Origin of the sequence: Orlajensenia leifsoniae, assembly GCF_004570845.1 — a bacterium.
Taxonomy (GTDB): Bacteria; Actinomycetota; Actinomycetes; order Actinomycetales; family Microbacteriaceae; genus Orlajensenia; species Orlajensenia leifsoniae.
Genome location: NZ_SPQZ01000003.1, coordinates 325,316 through 347,583, shown reverse-complemented (window position 1 = coordinate 347,583; position 22,268 = coordinate 325,316). Strand labels below are relative to the sequence as shown.

17 protein-coding genes are annotated in these 22,268 nt (G+C 68.2%); 14 read left to right on the top strand and 3 right to left on the bottom strand.

The window, feature by feature from the left end:
• Positions 1-10: 10 nt before the first annotated feature.
• Complete coding sequence (locus E4M00_RS09510; RefSeq protein WP_135120241.1) at positions 11-1,675, bottom strand: thiamine pyrophosphate-binding protein; 1,665 nt, start codon at positions 1,673-1,675, stop codon at positions 11-13.
• 225 nt (positions 1,676-1,900) lie between these two features.
• Complete coding sequence (locus E4M00_RS09505; RefSeq protein ID WP_240036983.1) at positions 1,901-4,660, bottom strand: beta-glucosidase H; 2,760 nt, start codon at positions 4,658-4,660, stop codon at positions 1,901-1,903.
• Positions 4,661-5,022: 362 nt separating this feature from the next.
• On the opposite strand from E4M00_RS09505, the gene E4M00_RS09500 reads away from it, so the two are divergent.
• The 5 genes from E4M00_RS09500 (at position 5,023) to E4M00_RS09480 (ending at position 11,454) form a co-directional block, all read left to right on the top strand.
• Positions 5,023-7,122 (top strand): glycoside hydrolase family 36 protein, encoded by a 2,100-nt coding sequence (locus E4M00_RS09500; RefSeq protein ID WP_135120240.1) that lies wholly within the window; start codon positions 5,023-5,025, stop codon positions 7,120-7,122.
• Positions 7,123-7,185: 63 nt separating this feature from the next.
• Positions 7,186-8,505 (top strand): ABC transporter substrate-binding protein, encoded by a 1,320-nt coding sequence (locus E4M00_RS09495; protein WP_135120239.1) that lies wholly within the window; start codon positions 7,186-7,188, stop codon positions 8,503-8,505.
• Positions 8,506-8,576: 71 nt separating this feature from the next.
• Positions 8,577-9,515, top strand: a complete 939-nt coding sequence (locus E4M00_RS09490; protein ID WP_193555569.1) for a carbohydrate ABC transporter permease — start codon at positions 8,577-8,579, stop codon at positions 9,513-9,515.
• Positions 9,512-10,372: a carbohydrate ABC transporter permease gene (locus E4M00_RS09485; RefSeq protein WP_135120238.1), complete on the top strand. Its 861-nt coding sequence runs from the start codon at positions 9,512-9,514 to the stop codon at positions 10,370-10,372. The genes E4M00_RS09490 and E4M00_RS09485 overlap by 4 nt, the downstream gene beginning before the upstream one ends.
• A 29-nt stretch (positions 10,373-10,401) precedes the next feature.
• The gene (locus E4M00_RS09480) at positions 10,402-11,454 is read left to right on the top strand and encodes a LacI family DNA-binding transcriptional regulator (RefSeq protein ID WP_135120237.1); all 1,053 of its coding nucleotides are present in this window, start codon (positions 10,402-10,404) and stop codon (positions 11,452-11,454) included.
• Positions 11,455-11,650: 196 nt separating this feature from the next.
• Here E4M00_RS09480 and E4M00_RS09475 read toward each other — a convergent pair whose 3' ends face one another.
• Positions 11,651-12,418 carry a FadR/GntR family transcriptional regulator gene (locus E4M00_RS09475; protein WP_135120236.1) on the bottom strand — a complete coding sequence of 256 codons (768 nt, stop codon included), beginning with the start codon at positions 12,416-12,418 and terminating at the stop codon, positions 11,651-11,653.
• A gap of 190 nt (positions 12,419-12,608) precedes the next feature.
• On the opposite strand from E4M00_RS09475, the gene E4M00_RS09470 reads away from it, so the two are divergent.
• The 9 genes from E4M00_RS09470 to E4M00_RS09430 are packed head-to-tail and all read left to right on the top strand — an operon-like array spanning position 12,609 to position 22,227.
• On the top strand, positions 12,609-13,940 hold the full coding sequence (locus tag E4M00_RS09470) for an ABC transporter substrate-binding protein (RefSeq protein ID WP_420813439.1): 1,332 nt from the start codon (positions 12,609-12,611) through the stop codon (positions 13,938-13,940).
• 1 nt (position 13,941) lies between these two features.
• Positions 13,942-14,886 carry a carbohydrate ABC transporter permease gene (locus E4M00_RS09465; protein ID WP_235483492.1) on the top strand — a complete coding sequence of 315 codons (945 nt, stop codon included), beginning with the start codon at positions 13,942-13,944 and terminating at the stop codon, positions 14,884-14,886.
• Positions 14,879-15,781 carry a carbohydrate ABC transporter permease gene (locus E4M00_RS09460; protein WP_135120234.1) on the top strand — a complete coding sequence of 301 codons (903 nt, stop codon included), beginning with the start codon at positions 14,879-14,881 and terminating at the stop codon, positions 15,779-15,781. The genes E4M00_RS09465 and E4M00_RS09460 overlap by 8 nt, the downstream gene beginning before the upstream one ends.
• Positions 15,778-16,929, top strand: coding sequence for a mandelate racemase/muconate lactonizing enzyme family protein (locus E4M00_RS09455; RefSeq protein WP_135120233.1), 1,152 nt, complete (start codon positions 15,778-15,780; stop codon positions 16,927-16,929). The genes E4M00_RS09460 and E4M00_RS09455 overlap by 4 nt, the downstream gene beginning before the upstream one ends.
• A 4-nt stretch (positions 16,930-16,933) precedes the next feature.
• Positions 16,934-17,905 carry an MBL fold metallo-hydrolase gene (locus tag E4M00_RS09450; protein ID WP_135120232.1) on the top strand — a complete coding sequence of 324 codons (972 nt, stop codon included), beginning with the start codon at positions 16,934-16,936 and terminating at the stop codon, positions 17,903-17,905.
• Positions 17,902-18,975 carry a Gfo/Idh/MocA family protein gene (locus tag E4M00_RS09445; RefSeq protein ID WP_135120231.1) on the top strand — a complete coding sequence of 358 codons (1,074 nt, stop codon included), beginning with the start codon at positions 17,902-17,904 and terminating at the stop codon, positions 18,973-18,975. Before E4M00_RS09450 ends, E4M00_RS09445 begins: the two co-directional genes overlap by 4 nt.
• Positions 18,972-20,264 carry a CaiB/BaiF CoA transferase family protein gene (locus E4M00_RS09440; RefSeq protein ID WP_204772985.1) on the top strand — a complete coding sequence of 431 codons (1,293 nt, stop codon included), beginning with the start codon at positions 18,972-18,974 and terminating at the stop codon, positions 20,262-20,264. The genes E4M00_RS09445 and E4M00_RS09440 overlap by 4 nt, the downstream gene beginning before the upstream one ends.
• A complete protein-coding gene (locus E4M00_RS09435) occupies positions 20,264-21,448 on the top strand; it encodes a type 2 periplasmic-binding domain-containing protein (RefSeq protein WP_135120230.1) in 1,185 nt (394 codons plus the stop codon). The genes E4M00_RS09440 and E4M00_RS09435 overlap by 1 nt, the downstream gene beginning before the upstream one ends.
• Positions 21,445-22,227 carry an enoyl-CoA hydratase/isomerase family protein gene (locus E4M00_RS09430; RefSeq protein WP_135120229.1) on the top strand — a complete coding sequence of 261 codons (783 nt, stop codon included), beginning with the start codon at positions 21,445-21,447 and terminating at the stop codon, positions 22,225-22,227. The genes E4M00_RS09435 and E4M00_RS09430 overlap by 4 nt, the downstream gene beginning before the upstream one ends.
• Positions 22,228-22,268 lie beyond the last annotated feature (41 nt).

Genomic DNA, 22,268 nt, shown 5'->3' with positions numbered 1-22,268 from the left:
CCGCCCGGGTTCAGGAGTTCACGCGGATGATCTCCTGCTGATAGGGCGCGATGACCTCGCCCGAGATCCGGCAGTCCAACAGCAGGAAAGGCCGGTCAGCTGACGGCGTGACCGCCCACTGCCGGAGGGCGTCGAGGTCGTCGAGAGTGCGCACCACGACCCCGTCGGCACCCACCGACCGAGCCAGGCCCGCGAAATCGACCTCGGGAATCAGCATCGGTCCCCGGGCGAGGCCCTTGAGGCCGTACAGGTTGATCTCGGCTCCGTAGGCGGCGTCGTTCCAGACCACAGCGAGGCCGCGGCCGCCGGCGACCCGAACCGCCGACTCCAGATCGGCCAGTGCCATCAGGCCACCGCCGTCGCCGGTCGTGAGCACGATGGTGGAGTTCGGTTTCGCCAGCGCCGCCCCGGGTACCGAGGGAAATCCCAGACCGATCGACTGGTACGCCGTGCCGATCATGACCATGCGATCGGGGGAGGCGACGGGCCAGTACATGTTCGCCCAGCCGATGAAGTGACCGCCGTCGGAGACTACGACACGGTCTCGCGTCGAGTCGCTGCCCTCGAGGATCTCGCCGATCGTCGCTGCGACCGAGCGCGGGTCGAGGCGACCATCGACGGCGATGCGGTCGCCGGGTTCCTGGGCACGCAGGGGAGCGAGGTCGATCGACTCCCGCCAACCTGAAGGGGATGCATCCGTCGCCACGACTCGATCCGCGAGACTGGCCGCCACGACGGCGGCGTCGCCACGGATGAACCCCCCGACGTGCGGGTGGGTCGCTGCCGGCGCGGTGTCGACCTGATAGACGCGGGTAGCGGGGTCGAAGAGCTCGCCGAACCGCATCGTGAACTGGTTGAGTCCGGCACCGAAGACGACGGCGACGTCCGCCGTGCGGATGAGCTCCATCGCCCCGGCAGCCCCGAAGCCTCCGACGACGCCGAGGTCGAACTCCGTGCGGGGGAAGACGCCGCGTCCGAGCGCTGTGGATGCGGTGATCGCGCCGGTCGCATCCGCGAGTCGTCCCAGCGCGTCGCCGGCACCGGCGATCCAGGCTCCGCGTCCGGCGAGGAGGAACGGTCGCCGTGCCTCTCCGAGGGCGCCGGCGAGCTGGTCGATGGCGGCGCGAGCGAAAGCGGATGGGGCGGCGGGGACAGGGAGGCGGGGCGCCTGCGCAGGCGGTACGGGCCCGACCTCGAGGCGAGCGACGTCGTACGGGATCGCCAACACGGTGGGCACCCGGTACGACAGCGCGTGCTCGATCGCGATGACGGTGGTCGCTGCTGCATCCGTTCGGCCCACCGTGTAGGTGCGCGCACCGACCGCGGATGCCAACGCGATCTGGTCCACGTCCCACGGTCGCGGACCCGAGGTCGGCTCGTCTCCGACGACGAGGACGAGAGGCACGTGCGCCTGCACGGCCTCGGCCAACGCGGTGAGGGTGTTCGTGAACCCGGCGCCGTAGGTCGCGGTCGCGGCAGCGAGCCCTCCGCCTGAGCGGTGGTACGCGTCGGCCGCCACCACGCCGCCGGCCTCGTGCCGCACGGCCGTGAAGGACACGTCCGTCGAGCGTTCGAGTGCGTCGAGGAAGTACGCGTTGCCGTTGCCCATCACGCCGAAGACGTGATCGATGTGGGCGGCGAGTGCCTGGGCGACGTGAGCGGACACAGTGGACATGGGAGACCTCCCGGAAGACGAACGGACGTGTGGATGCCGTATGTGTCTCGCCGGTTCCCGGCGAGAAGCGCTGGGAGGCTGCGTGCCCTTTTTTCGGGCACCGGCTGCTCGAGAGGGCCGCCGGACGATCCGAGTATACGCATCGCTCGAGACGCGAGGATGCTCCGCCCTGCTGACGCGGGGCGGAGCATCCGCCGGCGCTGGCGCACCGGATCCGTACAGCGGCTACTGCTGCACGATGCGCCCGATGCGAAGGTCACCGGTGAGGCGGATGTCATCCGAGGACGAGCCGACGAACAGCGGCACGTCACCCGACGGCGTGCGCCACCTGTCGCGGTCCACGTCCCAGAACGACAGCGACTCGGCGCTGAGCGTGACACTCACCTTCTTGCGCTCGCCCGGCTGCAGGTCCACCTGCGCCCAGCCCGCGAGCGCCTTGGCGGCCGTCGGCACCTCTCTGGTCGGGAGGGGACCGACATAGACCTGGACGGTCTCGCGACCGGCGACCGCGCCCGTGTTGCGCACGGTGACGTCGACCTTCAGCTGCTTGCCGACTCCGTTCTTCCCCTTGACCGTCGAGGTCTTGAGCTTCGAGTAGTCGAAGCTCGTGTACGACAGGCCATGGCCGAAGGCGTACTGCGGCGTGATGCCGTACTCCTCGTAGCCGCGGTATCCCACGAAGATCCCTTCCGAGAACTGCTGGTCGAGCCCGACCCCGGGGAACTGCTCCGGAGAGCTGACCGGGGTGCTGGCCTCGTCGGTGGGAACCGTGATGGGCAGCTTCCCGGACGGGTTCACATCGCCGAACAGGATGTTGGCGATGGCGTTGCCCTGCTCCTGACCGCCGTACCAGGCCTGCAGGATGGCCGGGACGCCGGCCTCCCAGGTGCTGGTCTCGACGCCGGCACCCGAGGTGACCACGACGATCGTGTTCGGGTTCGCTGCGGCGACCTGACGGATGACCTCCTCCTGGCCGTTGGGGAGGTTCAGGTTCGGGCGGTCACCGCCCTCGGAGGAGTAGTCGCGGACGACGACGACGGCCGCCTGCGCGTTCCGGGCCAGATCGGCCGCGGCCAGCGCCTGCGGTGCGACCACCCCTTCGGGCGGAACCCACCCGAGCTTGAACACCGGCCCGTTGTCCGTCGCGCTGGGCGCGTCGTTCACGTTCTCGGCGCGCAACTCGTGCACGCTTCCGGCCGTCAGGTCGACGTCGACCGTCGTCTCCTGCGGTTTGGTCGACGGTGCCGTCTGGATGATCGGAGCCCCATCGAGGTAGAGCGTGGACGACCCCGTCGCGACGATGGACAGCTGGTAGCTGCCGTCCACCGGTGCCGTGAGGGATCCGCTCCAGCGGATGGACGATTCGCCGTTCACCGACTGGGGCTGCGGCGGGAAGTGCGGCGAGGCGGCGTTGAAGCCGCTGAACAGGAAGAAGCCTCCGTAGATGCCGGCGTAGGGATCCGTACGGTCCAGCTCGGGTGTGCCCGAGAAGTCCCGGTTCAGGAAGTACTCCGCGCGCAGACCGTTCCCTGCCCCTGTCGCGGGCGTCAGGTAGTCGGACGGGATCGGATCCGGACCCGGAATCAGGGCCGCCGAGGTCACCGGATCGGATCCGGCGACGTGGTTCACGGCGACTCCGCTGCCTGCCCTGGCCTGGATGCCCTCGAGCGGGCTGACCGTGTAGGTCGGCTTCACCTGGGAGCTGCCGCCGCCCTGCACGACGGTGTCGGCATCGGTTCCGATGACCGCGATCGACCCGACCCGCCCGGTGAGGGGAAGGGCGCCATCGTCGTTCTTCAACAGCACCATGGCCTGTTCGGCGATCGAGAGTGCTTCAGCGCCGTGCTCGGCTTCCGGAAGCGGCTGGATCACCGGCGGGTTGTCGAACAGCCCGAGGGCGAACATGGGGCGGAGGATGCGGGTCACGGCGTCATCGATGCGCGACATCGGCACCTGACCCGCGTTCACAGCATCGATCAGCGGCCCGCAGAAGAAGCACGTCCCGGGTTGTTGGGCGGGATTGAAGTTTCCCGGCATCTCCTGGTCGAGACCGTTGAGGATCGCGGGCACGGTGCTGTGGGTGGCGCCGTAGTCGCTCATGACCCAGCCCTGGAACTTCAGCTGTTCCTTCAGGATCGTGTTGAGGAGTTCCCCGTTCTCGCACGCCTGCACGCCGTTCACGGCGTTGAAGGCGCACATCGCAGATCCGGGGTGACCGTCTCGGATGCCGATCGCGTACGGGCGGGTGTAGATCTCCTGCAGCGCTCGCTCATCGATCACGGCGTTGCCGCCGGCCAGGCGATTGGTCTCCTGGGTGTACACGTTGTAGTGCTTGATGTCGCCGACGACGGGATTGGACTGGATTCCCCGGAGGTTGGCCGCCCCCATGGTTCCGCTCAGCAGGGGATCCTCGCCGTACGCCTCGAAGGCGCGACCCGCTTGGGCCACCCGGGCGATGTCCACCGCCGGGGAGAGGAGCACGTTGTGCCCGGTGTCGTACGCCTCGGATCCGGCGAGGTCGCCGTACTGCTCGCCCAACTGGGCGTTCCAGGTGGCCGCGAGGGCCAGGGGAGACGGGAGCTGGGTGGAGCGCTGGCCGTTCACATCCGGGTTCGCGATACGTGTGCCGGCCGGCCCGTCGGCCATGGTCAGCGCGGGAATCCCGAGTCGATCGATGGGCGCGTTGTAGAAGCCGTAGAAGTTGTTGATCTCCCCGTGCAGCATGTCGACCTTCTCGTCGAGGGTCATCTGGCGGAGCAATGCCGCAGCACGTCGCTTGTCGGACCTGGAGCTGTCCCACCAGTTGCCCGGCGGGAAGGCGTAGGCCTCGGCGGCGAGGAGCTGGTCGGCCGTGGCCGCCTCGCCGCTCGGGTCGTCATTCGCTGCGTTGGCGACGGTTGGCGACGCCAGCAGCAGCGCCGTCGACGCGGCCGCGATGAGCATCAGCCGACGGCGCCCGTGCCGACGGCTCGTTGATGAATGCATGTCAGACTCCCGACTTCATTGCCGTTGTCGTCCGCAATGCAATGTCGGGAGCGCCTCGCGTCGTGGGGGTCTGGAAGGACGGCTACGTTGCGATGCCTTCACACACGGGCTTGATTGGACCGCCATTCCACCCCCGTTCGGGGGGCGTCGTCAAGAGGGTCGAGAAAGATTCCTCGAGATTCTCATCGACGTCTCACGCGCCGGGTTGCGATGCCCGCCGCCGAAGCAGCACGTCTGAGGGTGTCTTTGATAACGGTTTCATGACCTGCTTGATAACGGTTTCAGAAATCGCTACAGTCACTCTTGAAATCGCTATCAGGCGACATGGATGTCGTACCTGTTCCGCAATGACGAGGAGTGACGTGACCGATCAGTTGACATGGGGTCGACCCGAACTGTCATTGACGTTCGACTGGGACCACGACGCCCCCGTCAGCCTCGCCTCAGTGACGTTCCGAGGACGTGGGATGCCGCTGTACAGCGTCCCGCTCGTCGAGATCCTCACCGCTGATCACGGTCGACTGCCCGCCTCTGATCGTCTCGCCCACACCGAACTCGGTTCAGAACTGCGCTATGCGGGCCATGAGTTCGATGCATCCGGGCGCCTGACGATTCGACAGGAGGCCCACGGGGTCGAGGTGGCAGTCCTGCTCGAGCAACTCATGAACGCGCCGACTGCCGTCCGGGTGAGCGTGGAGGTCGTCTGCGCGAGCGCGGACCGCGTTGTCCTCCGCTCGGTGGCATCGTGGTCGGCAGGATTCACACAACGTGATGCGGAGACGGGGGAGAAGCTCGACGACTGGGTTCGCGTCTCGGGCAGGAGTGATTGGCTCGGGGAGGGCCGCTGGTCCCGGATTCCGCTGCGAGGTCCGGATTTCCCGCATCTCGGGGAAGGCCTGACGGGCCACAATCCGCGCGGGGCATGGGCCGTCACGTCCGACGGGACCTGGTCGACCGGGGCGGATCTTCCGGTCGCGGCGGTGGAATCGGCGAAGTTCGGACTCGCCCTCGCGTGGCAGATCGAGCACAACGGGGCATGGCGCTGGGAGATCGGCGAGGACACCGCCGGCGGCTACGTCAGCCTCTCGGGGCCAACGGAGAGCGACTCGTCGTGGACGAAGGTGCTCGAGCCCGGCGAGTCCTTCCGTTCCGTGCCGGTCACCCTGGCCTGGGGCACCGACTTCGAGGATGCGGTCGCATCCCTCACCTCCTTCCGACGGTCGGCACGGCGGCCTCACCGCGACAACGCGACGATGCCGGTGGTCTTCAACGACTACATGAACACCCTCAACGGCGACCCGACGACCGAGAAGCTCCTCCCGCTGGTCGCGGCCGCGGCGGAGGCGGGCGCCGAGGTGTTCTGCATCGACGCCGGCTGGTACGACGACAGCGGGAACTGGTGGGACAGCGTCGGAGAGTGGATGCCGTCGACGACGAGGTTCCCGAACGGGCTGGGCGAGGTCATCGGTGCGATCCGCTCGGCGGGGATGGTCCCGGGTCTCTGGCTGGAGCCGGAGGTCGTCGGCGTGCGCAGCTCCGTGGCCGAGCGCCTTCCTCGCGAGGCCTTCCTGCTGCGGCACGGACAGCGCATCGTGGAGCACCATCGCTACCACCTGGATCTCCGGCATCCGGATGCCGTCGCTCACCTCGACGGCGTCGTCGACCGTCTCGTGGCGGAGTTCGGCATCGGCTTCTTCAAGTTCGACTACAACATCAATCCGGGAGCCGGCACCGACCGCGGTGCCGACAGTCTCGGCGATGGACTCCTCGAGCACAATCGGGCACACCTCGCCTGGCTCGATGCGCTCCTCGACAGGCACCCCGACCTCGTGATCGAGAACTGCGCCTCCGGCGCGATGCGCATGGACTTCGCGATGCTCTCGCGGCTCGCGATGCAGTCCACGTCCGATCAGCAGGACTTCGCGAAGTACCCGCCGATCGCAGCGACGGCGCCCATCTCCATGGTGCCCGAGCAGGCGGCCAGCTGGGCCTACCCCCAGCCCGAGATGTCCGACGAGGAACTCGCCTTCTGTCTCGTCACCGGTCTCCTCGGACGCTTCTACGTCTCGGGCTACCTCAACCGGATGGACCCCGGGCAGCGCGGCGTCGTCGCGTCGGCGATCGCCACCGCGAAGGACCTCCGCGCCCACATCGCGTCGGCAGACCCGCACTGGCCTCTCGGGCTGCCCGAGTGGACGGATCCGTGGGTGGCACTGGCCCTGCGCGGCGGAGACGACGAGCTCGTGAGCATCTGGAGGCGAGACGGCACGGACAGCGCCGTGCTGCGCTTCCCGCACCTCGTCGGACGAACCGTCGAGGTCGCGACGGTCTTCCCGCTCACCCTGCCTGCCTGGCGCACCGAATGGGATGCGCAGAACGGCACCCTGACCGTGCATGCGAACGATGCCCCCATCGCCGCACGCACACTCCGCCTCACCGCCTCCACCCCGAGCCGGACCTAGAGGACTGCATCACCACGCGGCCGGGCTCACCGGCGGCACAATCACACAGAAGGAGCAATTTCGATGAAGAACACGTTCCGTGGCGCGGTCGTCCTGGCCGCCGTCGCCGCACTCACACTCGCGGGGTGCTCTGACCCCGGATCCGGTTCCGGCGGGGACAGCGCATCCGCCGCCTGGCCAGCACAGGACACGGATCTCTCCGGCACCACCCTGACGGTGTGGGCCGCACAGAACTCCAACAAGGTTCCGGACAGCGTCGTCGCGGGCTTCGAGAAGCTCACCGGCGCCGAAGTCGAGGTCGTCACCATCCCCGACCCGTACGAGCAGAGCATCCAGACGAAGGTCGCCACCGGTGACAAGCCCGACCTGGCCTTCTGGCAGCCGACCGCCTCCATGCTCACTGCGCTCAATGCATCGACCAACCTGCAGTCACTGGACGATGCCCCCTGGCTCGACTCCTACAAGCCGGAGTTGCGCGACATCACCGGCATCCTCGACGACACCCGCTATGCCGCCCTCATCACCACCCCCGCGGTCGAAGGCGTCTACTACAACAAGGAGGTCTTCGAGAAGGCCGGCATCACCGAGCTGCCGACCAACTGGGACGAGTTCATCGCGGTCGCGCGCGACCTCAAGACGCAGGGCACCACGCCCTTCTTCGACTTCGGTGGCGGAACACCGTGGGCCACGCAGTGGTGGGTTCAGGTGCAGCTTGCGGATGCCGCGAAGGACGGGCTGTGGGACGAGGTGAACGCCAACGAGAAGGCCTTCACCGACGCCCCCATCCAGGACGCGATCAACGAGTACAACGACCTGATCGCCGAGGGCCTGTTCAACGCAGATCTCAAGACGGCGACGTTCGAGGAGCAGGGTCCCGCGCTCCTCAGCGGCGAAGCGGCGATGGCCGTGCAGGTGAACTCGTTCTTCGGTCAGCTGCAGTCACTGGCGGACACCGCCGAGCTCGACCAGAAGATCGGCTTCTTCCCGATCTCGCCGAGCGGCAACGTCGGAACGTTCATCCCCGACCAGTCGAACGCTCTGGTCGCGTTCAAGACCGGTGACGACAAGCGCGAGGCAGCCGCCCGCCAGCTGCTGTCGTACTGGCTGGGAGACGGCTATGCGGACTTCGTCGACGCCCAGGCCACAGTCTCGCTGCAGACCGGCGTCGACTCGTCGGCCGAGGTTCCGGAGGCGTTGCTCGCCGTGAGTGATTCCCTCGCCGACTCGGTCGGATCGATGCAGGCTCTCGCAGTCGCGAACCCCGACCTCTACCTGAACCTCGGCGACATGATCCAGGGCACGATGACCCCTGACCAGGTCGGCGAAGCGACCCAGAAGCAGTTCGCCGAGCTCGCGAAGGCCATCGGCGCCCCCGGCTTCTGATCCACTGATGAGGGTGCCGGGCCAGACCCCGGCACCCTCGCACACCTCCCATCGGAAGGCACACGCACCACATGACGACCACGCTAGGCCTCTCCCGAGGAGCCGCCAGAGCCCAGGGGATCAAGGAGTACGCCACCACCCGACGTGCGAAACAGGACCACCCCCTGTGGTTCCTCATCCCAGCGCTCGTGGTCCTGGTCGTGTTCTTCTTCATTCCCACCCTGTTCAACTTCGTCTACGCCTTCACCGACTGGTCCAGCTTCAAGACGCAGATCAACTTCGTGGGCTGGGACAATTTCGTCTCACTGTTCTCCAGTGGCGAGCTCATCAACTCGCTCAGAGTCACCCTCGTCTACGCGGTGCTCGTGGCCGTCTTCCAGAACGTGTTCGGCCTGGCCCTCGCCCTGCTCCTGGAACGGGACACGACGCTCAACCGGGCGATTCGCGTCGCGTTCTTCATTCCGGTCGTCATGTCGGCGCTCGCCGTCGGCTACATCTTCCAGGCGATGCTGAAGCCGGAAGGCGCCGTCAACGGGATCATCGGCTTCCTCCTCGGCCAGAACGTCGAGATCGCCTGGCTGGGAAGCACGACGTGGACGATCGTCGTCGTCGCCCTCATCCATGCCTGGAAATGGATGGGCCTGTCGATGCTCATCTATCTGGCCGGACTCAAGACGATCAACGCCGACATCCTCGAAGCCTCGCGGCTCGATGGTGCGGGGTGGTGGGCAACCTTCATCCACATCCGCTTCCCCCTCCTGGCTCCCGCCGTGACCTTCAACGTCGCGACCGCCCTGCTCGGCTCGATGAACGGCTTCGACATCGTCCAGGCGACCACCGCCGGTGGTCCGGGAGGGACCACAGAACTGCTGAACATCTTCATCTTCAGGACGTTCGGGCAGGGCCTCTTCGCGCAGGCCACGACGATGAGCCTCGTGCTCTTCCTCATGGTCGCGATCCTGGCGTTCCCCGTCATCCGAGCCCTGCGAAAGCGAGAGGACGTCCTGTGAGCATCGCGATCCGCAAGCCTGCACCACGCCGTGCCCGCCGAACTCCTTCACGGTGGCTCCAGCCCGCCGCCGCCATTCTCGTCGCCGTGCTGCTGCTCGGCATCCCGTTCTGGCTCGTCATCGTGACGGCCTCGAAGGACCAGGCCGAGGCACTCAACCCGAATCTCAGCCTTCCGAGTACGTGGAGGCTGTTCGAGAACTTCGCAACGGTCTTCGTGGACGGCCGGATGTGGCCGGCGTTCCTCGGCAGCCTCCTCGTCATGGTGCCCGCGGTGCTCGGTGTCCTGATCCTCGGGTCGATGGCAGCGTGGATCCTCGGTCGCCGCAGCAGCCGGCTCCTCGCCGTGCTCTACGCGCTGGCGATCAGCGGCATCGTCCTGCCTCCGGCGGTGGTCACCATCGTGCTCCTGCTCCGTCAACTCGGACTGGCGGGAACGCCGGTGGGCATGGTCGGCGTCTACATGGGGATGTACCTGGCGACGGTGATCTTCTTCGTCACCGGATTCGTCCGAACCATTCCTCCGGAGCTCGAGGAGGCCGCGAGGGTGGACGGCGCCGGGCCCGTGCGCGTGTTCATCACGATCATCCTTCCGCTGCTGATGCCGGTTCTCGCGACGGCGACCATCCTCATCTGCCTCTACATCTGGAACGACGTGTTCTACGCGCTCTTCGTCATCGGAGGCCGGCTCGACACGCTCCCGCTGAACCTGTATCAGGTTGCGAGCTCAGGGCTCTATCTTCAGAACTGGCACCTGATCTTCGCCTACATCATCCTGATGAGCCTTCCGCTGCTGATCACCTTCATCGTCGCGCAGCGGAAGATCATCTCGGGGATCACCAGCGGAGCCGTCAAGTGACATCCGGGATGCAGACAGGCAGAGCGAAGATGACCAACAAAGCCACGACCATCGCCGATGTCGCAGCGCGCGCCGGAGTCTCGGTTCCCACGGTGTCACGTGTGCTCACCGGCGCCGCTCGTGTGAGCCAGGGGAAACGGGAGCGGGTCGAGAACGCGATCCAGGAGCTCAACTTCCGCCCGAGCGCCGCCGCGCGCGTCCTCGCCTCCCGTAAGTCCCAGGTGATCGCGATCATCGCCGGCGACACCTCCCGCTACGGGTACGCCGAGACCATTCGAGGTGTCGAGGTCGCGGCACGAGCCGAGGGCTACACGGTGATGATCACGGTGGTCGAGAGCACCGACGAGGAGGAGCTCGACCGCGCGATCTCGGCGACACTCACGCAGGCGATCGCCGGCGTCGTCGTGTTGAAGTTCGACCCGCCCGGCGTCGCCGTCCTGCACCGCCTCCCGGAGGATGTGCCGGCGGTCGCGCTGTCCGGCATCCGAGAGGTCGGTGTCCCGCAGGCGGTTCTCGACGAGACCCGTGCCGCCGAGGAACTCACGTCGTTCCTCCTCGACCTGGGCCACGTGACCGTGCATCACGTCCGGGTCCCCCCGTCGCGTCGAGAGGATGGCCGCACCACCGGATGGCGCAGAGCCCTCCGCAAGGCGGACGCCCCGATCCCGACGGTGCACGATGCGACGTGGGAACCGCGGAGCGGCCTCGAAGTGGGCCGCGAGCTGGCTCTCGACCCGAGCGTCACGGCCGTGTTCTGCGGCAACGACGAGATCGCAATGGGCGTGATGCGGGGCCTGGTGGAATCGGGGCTCCGCATCCCCGACGACGTCTCCGTCGTCGGCTTCGACAACCATCCCCTCGCTGAGATGTGGTCACCACCCCTCACGACGGTCGAGCAGGACTTCGCCGGGATGGGCCGTCGAGGTTTCCACCTCCTCCTCGACGTGATGAACGGGAGCGACGGCAAGCACTACTCGTCCGAACGACCCCGGCTCATCGTGCGCTCCAGCGCGGACAAGCCGAACCCCCTCCGCCAGACCTCGGGCGGCACCGACCGCCGCCCACTGTCCGAGGGCGCGTAGGAGCGACCCCGGACGGTCGACGCACCCACTGTCCGGCTTCCACGACCCCGGCTCGGTTCCAGCCGGATGAGCGGGCTTCACGACGATGTGAGCCCGCTGGAGCGCCGTCCAGGGGGAGAGTCCATGCTCTCCCTGGACGGCGCCATTCGCTGGCAGAGCCGCGATGCGCCGACGGATGCCGCTCGGCCGCGAGCCGTCAGCTCGGGCGGTGGCGCGGGCTCGGCGGGCGCCGACGCTCCCAGGCGTCGGTGATGTGGGTGCGCATCGCCGCCTCGGCGGCGACCGGGTCGCCGGCCTCGATGGCCGCGAAGACGTTGACGTGCTCGTCGAGAGTGAGCTCGAGCTCGCTGTGCAGGCTGAAACGGGCGCTCGAGCGCGCCTGGTGGAAGAGCGTCTTCACGATGTTGTCGGCGAGGCGGTTGTCGGTCATCTCGCCGACGACGGCGTGGAAGACGACGTCGGCCTGATTGAACGCGGGCTCGTCGCCGATGGTGTCGCGCATGAGCTGAAGTGCATCGCGGAGGGCGTCGAGCTGGGCCTCGGTGCGCACCTGGGCGGCATCGCGGGCGATGAGGGCCTCGAGAGTGGCGCGGACCATGCTCAGGTCGTCGAGCACTCCGAGGGTCTCGTCATTGGCGACCAGCGCCGAGAGCACTGTGGCGTCGATCATGTTCCACGACTCTATGGGCAGCACGCGGGTGCCCCGGCCCTGGGCCACGGCGACGAGGCCCTTCTCCTCGAGGCGCTTCACCGACTCGCGGATGACCGTTCTGCTCACGCCGAACTGCTCGCACAGAACGGCCTCCGGCGGGAGTGACGAGCCGGGCTCGATGTCGCCACGCACGATGGCGTCGACGAGGTCGGAGACGACGGTGACGCCGAGGCGGGGGCTGCGCGTACGGGCCGCGATGGTCGGCACATACGCCGATCCGCGTTCAGCGGGGGCTGTCGTCTCAGCGTGCATGGGCACAGCCTACCCACCACGACGTCACACCTATGATGACCATTTCTCGAGCCTACTTGATGCTTTGGTAACATGTATGATGTAATCACTCTTGGCCCTGCCAGGGTGCTTAGTCGTCAGAGAAGCCGACCAGAACAGGATGCTTTCAATGTCACAGCAATCGTCCTCCCGACGCCGAGTCACTCGGCTGATGTCCGTGGCCGCAGCAGCGGCAGCCGGACTCCTCGTCCTCAGCGGATGCTCCCCGGCCGCTTCGGGCGGCGACAGCAACAGCGAGTACGGCTTCACGCCCGCCGAGCAGGTGAAGGACAGCGAGATCACCGTGTGGGTCGACGCCTCCCGTGAGCCCGCCGTCACGGCCTTCGAGAAGAAGTATCCGGACATCAAGATCAAGTACGAGACCTACGACGGCTCAGCCGGCGGCAGCGGATCGTTCCAGAGCAAGATCACCCTGATGGACCAGGCCGGCGAGGGCTGGCCCGACGTGGTGTTCTCCACGCAGCAGAATGACGCGATCTGGGCGTCGAAGCAGACCGCCAACGGTGAGCAGGGCTTCGCCGCACCCCTCAACAAGGGCTTCCTCGACCAGGACTTCCTCGACGGCTTCGCGAAGGGCTCGCTCGACTACGCCACGATCGACGGCACCACCTACGCGCTCCGCAACGACCTCGCGCAGACGGTCTTCTACTACAACCAGGCGCTGCTCGACCAGTTCGGCTACGACGTGCCCACCACGTGGGAGGAGTACGGAGAGCTCGGAGACAAGCTCGCCGCCGAGCACCCCGGTTACATCCTGGGCAGCATGGGCGACAGCTTCATGACCTACGTCTACTACGGCGGCAGCGAGTCTCCCGTGTTCCAGTCGCCCGAGTCCGGAGTCTTCCACTCCGACACGGCCGACAAGAACTCCGAGGGCATCTCGAAGATCATCGACGGCATGCTCGCCAACGGCACCCTCGTTCAGGACAGCTTCTTCAGCGCCGACTTCGCGGCGAAGTACGCCGACAAGCTCGTGGGCGTTCCCGGACCGGTCTGGTACACCGGAGCCATCTTCCAGGGCGGACTCAAGACCCCGGCCGGCCAGATCGGCGTCGCTCCCGCACTCAAGTGGGACGGCGGCGAGGTCGCTGCAGGCAACGTCGGCGGTGGCGAGTGGTACGCATCGAGCCACTCGAAGAACCTCGACGCCGTGAAGACGTTCCTCGAGTTCGTCACCAGTGCCGACGAGTTCCAGGTCGACGCGTCGTCGGGCTACCCGGCCTACACGACCGCAGCCTCCAAGTGGCTCGACAAGCAGGCCGAGGCGAAGTACTTCGTCAACGACGACTTCACCACTGTGATGACGGATGCCGCCACGCAGATCTGGGACGGCTGGAACGTCACGAGCTGGAGCCCGGAGACCGCATGGGCGAAGATCGTGATCCCCGGCATCGCCGCAGGCAAGACGGTCGAGTCGCTGCTGCCGGAATGGCAGAAGGAACTCGAGAACGAGGCCACGGTCAACGGATACACGGTCAAGTAACGTGACCGTCACCGCTCCTCCGGCTCCGGCCGGCGTCGTCCCCACGGGACGGCGCCGCCCGGCGGGCCGGCGCGCCGGCCGGATGAACGCGGGGCAGTCACGCTACGGCTACGTCTTCGTCAGCGGCTACACGCTGCTGCTGCTCGCCTTCGGTCTCCTGCCGACGCTCTACGCCATCTACCTCGCCTTCACCCGCAACGGCGCCTTCGTCGGCTTCGACAACTTCGTCAGGGTCTTCGGCGACTACAGGTTCCTCCCCGCCGTCGCCCACGTCGCGCTCTACGTCGTGTACTGGCTCGTGAGCCTCATCATCTTCGTGGTGATCCTCGCGCTCATCGTCCACGCAGTCCGCGTGCGCTGGCTCGGCAACGCAGCCCGCTTCCTGTTCTACATCCCCGGCGCCATCGCCGGAGCCTCCAGCGTGCTGCTCTGGCTGTTCGTGCTCGACCCGAGCGTCAGCCCCGTCTCCGCCCTGCTGAAGAGCATGGGCTACGACTCCCTGGTGAGCGTCGTCGCCGTGGGCAACCTGCCCGTGGTCTTCACCGTCATCGCCTTCTGGGCCGGCGCCGGCGGCTGGATCGTCATCATGTACGGAGCGCTGAACAACATCAGCGGCGACATCATGGAGGCGGCCCGCATCGACGGGGCGGGCCCCGTGCAGACCGCCTGGCACATCCAGCTCCCGATGCTCACCAAGTGGATCAGCTACATGGGCATCATGTCGCTGGCCGCAGGAACCCAGCTGTTCGTCGAGCCGAAGATCCTCGCCCAGGCCACCAAGAACGTCGTGCCCGAGGACTACTCCCTCAACCAGCTGGCCTACCTCTACGCCTTCAGGCAGAACGACTTCTCCGGCTCCGCCGCGATCTCGATCGTGCTGCTCGTGGTCGCACTCGGCCTGTCCACCATCTTCATCTTCCGCGGAAGGCTCTTCGACAGTGAGTGACATCACCCTGCGCCGTCGCCGCGCCATCTCTCCGGGTCAGTGGATCGGCCGGGCCCTCGTGGCCATCGTGCTGATCACCTTCGCAGCCTTCTTCATCCTGCCGATCGTCTGGCTCGTGCTCGCGCCGACCAAGAGCAACTCGCAACTGCTGCTCGACGGACCGTTCAGCTTCGGGTCGTTCGACCAACTGGCCGCGAACTGGGACCAGCTGTTCGCCTTCGGCAGCGGAGTGTTCACGACCTGGATCGGCAACTCGGTCTTCTACTCGTTCTCCGCCCTGGTGATCACGCTCATCGTGAGCATCCCGGCCGGCTACGCCCTCGCCCTCATCGAGTTCAAGGGCCGCCGCCTGCTGCTGGTCACCACCCTCATCGTGATGCTCATCCCGAACACGGCGCTCGTGCTGCCGATCTTCCTCGAGCTCAGCGCCGCGCGACTGATCGGCAGCCCGCTCGCGGTCATCCTGCCGTTCTCGTTCTTCCCGTTCGGCGTGTACCTCACCTACATCTACTTCTCCACGGCCGTCTCGCGCGACCTGCTGAACGCTGCCCGCATCGACGGCGCCGGGGAGCTGCGGGTGTTCGGGCAGGTCGCGATGCCCCTGGCCACGCCGGTGATCGCCCTCGTCGGGTTCTTCAGCTTCGTGGCCAACTGGAACAACTACTTCCTGCCGTTCCTCGTGGTCGGCGGGCAGAAGATCCCCGTGCAGGTCGGTCTGTCGAACCTGCTGGCCAACGTGCCGGCGTTCAACCCGACCACGGCCACCAGCATCGTGATCGAGCTGCCGACCCTGGCCCTCGCCACCTTGCTCTCGGTGGCGCCGATCCTGATCATCTTCCTCTTCGCCCAACGATTCCTCGTGGAGGGCATGACCGCCGGAGGTACGAAGGAATGAAGATCACCGGGTACCGCACCCTCTCGAGCCGGCATGAATGGCATCGGGCCGTCGGCGACATCAACGGCCACATCACCGACGCCGTCACCGACGTCCCGATCCTGCTCATCGACACCGACGAGGGCATCACCGGCGTCGGCATGGGCTCGCACTCCGACATCGCCCGCCTGTTCCCGGCCATCGAGGGCGAGGATCCGCGCAGCGTCTCGGTGCTCTTCGACCGGATGCTGGCCCAGGTCTTCAAGTCGGGTCACGCCGGCGCGACCTATGGCGGCATCGCCACCATCGACGCCGCGCTGTGGGACATCAAGGCCAAGGCCGCCGGCGAACCGCTCTGGCGCCTGCTCGGCGGACGCGACAGGTTCATCCCGGCCTATGCCTCCGGGCTTGACATCGCCCTCGACGACGGCCAGCTCGAGGCCTTCTACTCCGAGTTCGCCGATCGCGGCTACGTCGCCGGCAAGCTGAAGGGCGGGTTCGATCCGGATGCCGACCTGCGGCGTCTGCGCATCATCGACGGCGTCTTCCGCCGCAACACCTCCAAGCCCGGCCTCATGCTCGACGCCAACGAGTCGTGGCAGGTGAAGCAGGCCGTGCGCTACATCGGCACCCTCGAGGAGCAGATCGACCTGCTCTGGGTGGAGGAGCCGCTGCGCCGCTGGGACGCGGTCGGCCACGCCAGGCTGAGCAACGCCGTGCGCGCCGCCGTGGCGACAGGCGAGAACCTCACGGGTGTCGAGCAGTTCCGCCCGCTCTTCGACGCCGGAGCCCCCGACGTCGTGCAGGCCGGAGCGGTCTGGGGCGTGACGCACCTGCTGCGCCTGGCCACTGTCGCCGCCTCCCGCGACCTGCCGGTGAGCCCGGTGGGCTACAACGCCAACCCGGCGGTTGCGCACGCCATGTCGGCCATCCCGAACCACCTCACGACCGAGGTGCAGGGGGTGCGCTTCGCCACGGGCATCAACGTCGACCACCAGTTCACCGACGGCGGCATCGTGCTGAGCGACGCCCCGGGCGCCGGCATCACGATCGACGTCGACGCCATCACCGCCGCGGCCAGCACGGCCGACTGGTCGGATCCGGCGGGTCCGCACGTGCGCCCCGAGCGCGCCGGCCTCCGTCTGGTGCTGGACGGCGTGGAGCGCTGACACCATGCTGATCCGCCCCGGCCTGCACCGCATCGAGGCCCCGCTCGGCGAGCGCTTCGTGGCACTCCACCTGCTCGTCGGCCCCGCCGGCGCGCTCCTCGTCGACACCGGCATCCGGGAGTCGATCACCGAGACGCTGCTGCCGTACCTCGCCGCGAACGGCATCGATCCGGCATCCGTGCGCTGGGCGATCAACACGCACTGCGACTTCGACCACACGGGCGGCAACGGCGCGCTCAAGGCGGCGATCCCGGGCGTCGAGCTGCTCGTGCACGAACTCGACCGCGATCTCACCGAGGACGTGCAGCGTCTCATCGACGTGCGCTACGGCGAGTTCCGCGACACCGACGGGTTCGACGACCCGGCCGAGACCACCGCCTACCTGCGCTCGGTCTCCGACCTGGTGCCCGTCGACAGGGTCGTCACGGGTGGGGAGCAGGTCGATCTCGGCGACCGCGTCGTCACGATCCTGCACGTCCCCGGACACAGCCCCGGCCACATCGCCGTGCACGACCCGTCGAACCGCGCACTGGTCATCGGCGACGCCACCCTCGGAGCGACGGTTCCCTTCGCCGACGGCCGGCCGGCCTTCCCGCCGACCTACCGCGACGTCGACCCGTACCTCGCCTCGATCGCTGCCTTCCGGGCGCTCGACGCCGATCTCGTGCTCACCGCGCACTATCCGGTCTACGAGGGGGAGGACGCCACGGCGTTCCTCGACGAGAGCGTGGAGTACACCGAGTTGATCGACGCCGTGCTCGCGGAGGAACTCGCCCGCAGCGCCGGCCCGGCGACCACCCTCGAACTCGTGCGGGCCGCGGGGGAGCGGCTCGGACCGTGGAACGCCGAGGCCCTCGACTACGCGGTCTTCCCCGTCACGGGGAACCTCGAACGGATGCAGCGCCGCGGCCTCGTCTCGTCGGAGGTCATCGACGGCCGTCGACGCTGGGCGCCGGCACCGGGTGACGCCCGATGAGCCGCGTGCGCCTCGGCGCCGTGGGCGCCGGCTGGTGGGCCACCAGCAACCACTTCCCGATCTTCGCGGGCCGCGACGACGTCGAGCTCGTCGGAGTCTGCGGCATCGGGCCCGAACTCGGCGCCGTGCGCGACCAGTTCGGCTTCGGCATGGCCACCACCCACTACTCGGAGCTGCTCGACGCCGGCCTCGACGCCGTCGTCGTCTCGACCCCTCACGACCTGCACTACGCCCAGGCGGCTGCGGCCATCGACCGCGGCCTGCACGTTCTGGTCGAGAAGCCCGTGACGCTCAACGCGTCGCAGGGATGGGATCTCGCCGACCGCGTGACGGCCGCCGGCGTGCACTTCCTGGCGCCCTACGGCTGGAACTACAAGCCGTTCACGATCGAGGCCAAGCGGCTCGTCGATGCCGGCCACTTGGGCACCGTCCAGCACGTGCTCTGCCACATGGCCTCCCCGACCCGGGGCCTGTTCGCCGGCGACACCAACCACATCCGGGCGCTCTGGGATTCGCAGACCAGCGGTCCCGACCCGTCGACCTGGCAGTCGCCGGCCCACGGCGGCGGCTACGCCCACGGGCAGGTGACGCACTCGAGCGCCCTGCTGTTCTGGCTGAGCGGACTGCGGGCGGCATCCGTCATGGCGAAGGTGTCGACCGGGGGAGCGGCGGTCGACCTCTTCAACGCTGCTGTCATCACCTTCGACAACGGCGCACTCGGGTCGTTGTCGGGTGCTGCGACGGTTCCGGACGGCGATCCGTACCAGGTCGACATCCGCATCTTCGGCACCGAGGGCGTGCTGCTGCTCGACACCGAGCGGGAGCGCATGTCGCTGCACCGCTACGACGGGCAGAAGTTCGACCTCGACGTGCCGCCCGGCTCCGGAGCCTACGAGTGCATCGTGCCGCCGAACCGCTTCATCGACCTCATCACCGGAGCGAGCACCGAGAACAACTCCGACGCCGAGGTGGCAGCACGCTCCGTTGAGCTCATCGACGCCATGCTGCGCAGCGCGGCTGGCGGCGGCGCCGAGGTGCTCGTGCACGACGACGACAGGGAGACCCCGTGACCGAGACCACCGGAGTGCTGGCGGGCTACCGCGTCATCGACTGCTCCATCGCCATGGCCGGGCCCTTCGCGGCGCAGCGGCTCGGCGACCTCGGAGCCGACGTGATCAAGGTGGAGCCGACCAGCGGCGAATGGCAGCGTCACGCTGCCGCAGGCGGGGCGGCGGGCAACGAGATCAACGTGTCGTTCCTCTCCCTCAACCGCAACAAGCGCTCGGTGGCGCTCGACCTGAAGAGCACCGACGGAGCGGAAGCCCTGCGCGAGCTGGTGCGCGGAGCCGACGTCTTCCTACAGAACTACCGCCCCGGAGTCGCAGCCCGACTCGGCGTCGACTACGAGTCGCTGCGGGCGGTGAACCCCTCGATCGTCTACGTGTCGATCTCGGGCTACGGCGAGGACGGCCCGTATCGCGACCGCCCGGGTCAAGACTTGCTGCTGCAGGCGATGTCGGGGGCGATGCTCTCCGCCGGTCGCCACGGCGACGAGCCGTCGCCTGCCGGCCAATACCTGGCCGACGCGATCACGGCGTCCACGGCCTTCGAGGGCGTTCTCGCCGCTCTGCTGCACCGGGAGCGCACGGGCGAGGGCCAGTTCGTGACGGTCAACATGCTCGACGCTCTCACCACGTTGCAGATGCAGGAGCTGTCGGTGTTCACCGTCGGCAAGAAGACCCAGGAGCGCTCAGCCGAGCCGCACGCCCACGTCTACATCCGGGCGCCGTACGGGGTCTTCGCCACCAGCGACGGCTACGTCGCACTGGCGTTCGCCGACCTGCACGAGCTCGGACGCCTCATCGACGAGCCGGCCTTCGAGGGCTGGAACAGCGAGGTGGAGGGCTGGACGCGCCGCGACGAGATCCACGCGAAGACCGCTGCGAAGCTCCGGGAGAAGCCGGCCGGCTACTGGATCGAGACCCTGGGCGCCGCCGGAATCTGGATCGGACCCGTGCTCGGCTACCAGGAGCTCGTCGACGACCCCCAGATCGCCCACAACGGCACCTTCATCGAGTACGACCACCCCACCGAGGGTCACGTGAAGACGCCCGGCTTCCCGTACAAGTTCTCCAAGACCCCGCCCCGGCTCTACCGCGGTGCGCCGCTCGTCGGGGAGCACACCCGCGAGGTTCTGGCGGAGGCCGGCTTCAGTGGCGAGAGCATCGAGGCACTGCTGGGAAGCGGGGCTGCTGCTGCGACACCGGCCGTGGCGACGGATGCCGTTCCCGATGCGGCCTCCCCGTCGCCCGCGACTGCGCCCGCGCCCGCCGAGCCGGCGCCCGTCGTACCAGCGTGATGGCGCAGTACCGCGGCCTCACCTGGGACCACCCGCGCGGGCGGCTCGCCCTGGAGCGGGCTGCGGTCGATGCCACTTCGCAGCGGGGAGGAGTCCTCATCGAGTGGGACGCGCATCCGCTCGAGGGATTCGAATCGGCCCCCATCGAGGAGCTGGCCGCACGCTACGACGTGATCGTGCTCGATCATCCGCACCTGGGCGACGCCGTCGCAGCCGACGCGATCAGGCCCGTCGACGAGGTGTTCGACGCCGGCCTGCTCGACGCGCTCGAGGCCGGCTGCGTCGGCCCGAGCTTCAGCTCCTACGTCGTCGACGGCAGAGCCTGGGCGTTGCCGCTGGATGCCGCGACCCAGGTGGCCGTGTTCCGGCCCGACCTGGTCGAGGCCGCCCCGGCCACGTGGCCCGAGGTCGTGGCTCTCGCCGCCGAGGTTCCCGTGGCGCTCAGCCTGGCGGGCCCGCACGCTCTGCTCAGCTTCGCCTCGGTGTGCGTCGCGCTCGGCGAGGAGCCGGCCGTGCTGCCCGGTGCAGGGTTCGTGTCGCGGGCGACGGGCCGCGAGGCCGTCGCGCTGCTGGCCGAGCTCGCGGCCAGGTCGCCGGAGGCATCCGCCCTGCTCAACCCGATCGGTCTCCTCGAACGGATGCGGTCGGTCGGCGACATCGCCTACATCCCGCTGGTCTACGGCTACGTGAACTACGCGTCGGGCCCCGGGGCGCTGCGCTTCGCCGAGGCGCCGAGCGTCGCCGCGGGCGGGCGCCGCGGATCGACCATCGGTGGAACCGGCATCGCCATCACCCGACGGAGCGTTCCGGATGCCGCCCTCATCGCGCACCTCGCGGGGCTCTTCGACCCGGCGACGCAGGCCGGCTTCATCCCGCAGAACGCGGGCCAGCCGAGCCTGGCGAGTGCGTGGGCGGATGACGGCGTGAATACGGCATCCGGAGACTTCTACCGGCGCACCCGGCGCACCATGGCCGACGCGTGGGTGCGTCCGCGAGTGGCCGGCTACATCCCGTTCCAGTCGCACGCCTCCGCTGTGCTGCGCGAGATCCTCGTCGGGGGAGTCGGCCCCATCGAGATCGACGCGACGCTCGGCCGCATCGACGCGCTGTACGACTCGCTTGCGGCATCCGCCCGTACCGCATCCGTTCACACCCCCACCAACCCAGAGAGGTCGCGCGCATGATCACCCCCTCGAGCGACGAGATCCGCCTGGCCGTCGACGGCCACGTCGCCACCATCACGCTGGCCCGACCGGCGAAGCTCAACTCGGTCACCCAGGAGATGTCGGATGCGCTGGTCGAGGTGATCGAGTGGGCGAACGGTGCCGACGAGGTGCGCGCGATCGTGCTGACCGGCGAGGGCGAGCGCGCCTTCTGCGCCGGCTCCGACATCCGCACCCTCGACAAGTACGCCACCCCGTGGGACTTCCGCAATCGCACCGACTACTGCGACGCCATCCGCGCCGGCCGCAAGCCCGTCATCGCCGCGGTCAACGGCTACGCCTTCGGCGGCGGCCTCGAGACCGCGCTCAGCTGCGACATCAGGCTGGCCTCGACCACGGCGAGCTTCGCAGCCCCCGAGATCAAGCTCGGCTGGATCGGCGGCGGGGGCATGGCCACCTTCCTCTCGCACTCGGTCGGCCCGTCGAACGCCGCCGTCATGTTGATGACCGGCGACCCGATCGACGCCGAGACGGCGCTACGGTGGGGCCTCGTGAGCGAACTGGTCGAGCCGGGCCTCCTCGTGCAGCGGGCGCAGGAGCTCGCCGCCGTCATCGCGACGCGCCCGCCGATCGCCGCTGAGACGGCGAAGGCCAACCTGCGCGCCGCAGTCAACATGACGCAGGAGGAGGCCGTGCGCTACGAGCGCGACCTGCAGACCATCACCTTCGCGACCGCCGACGCCGACGAGGGCCGCGCCGCCTTCGCCGAGAAGCGCGCAGCCACCTTCCACCGGCGCTGACAGTCCGCGACCAGGACCGTCGCCCTGCCGACCACGAACCA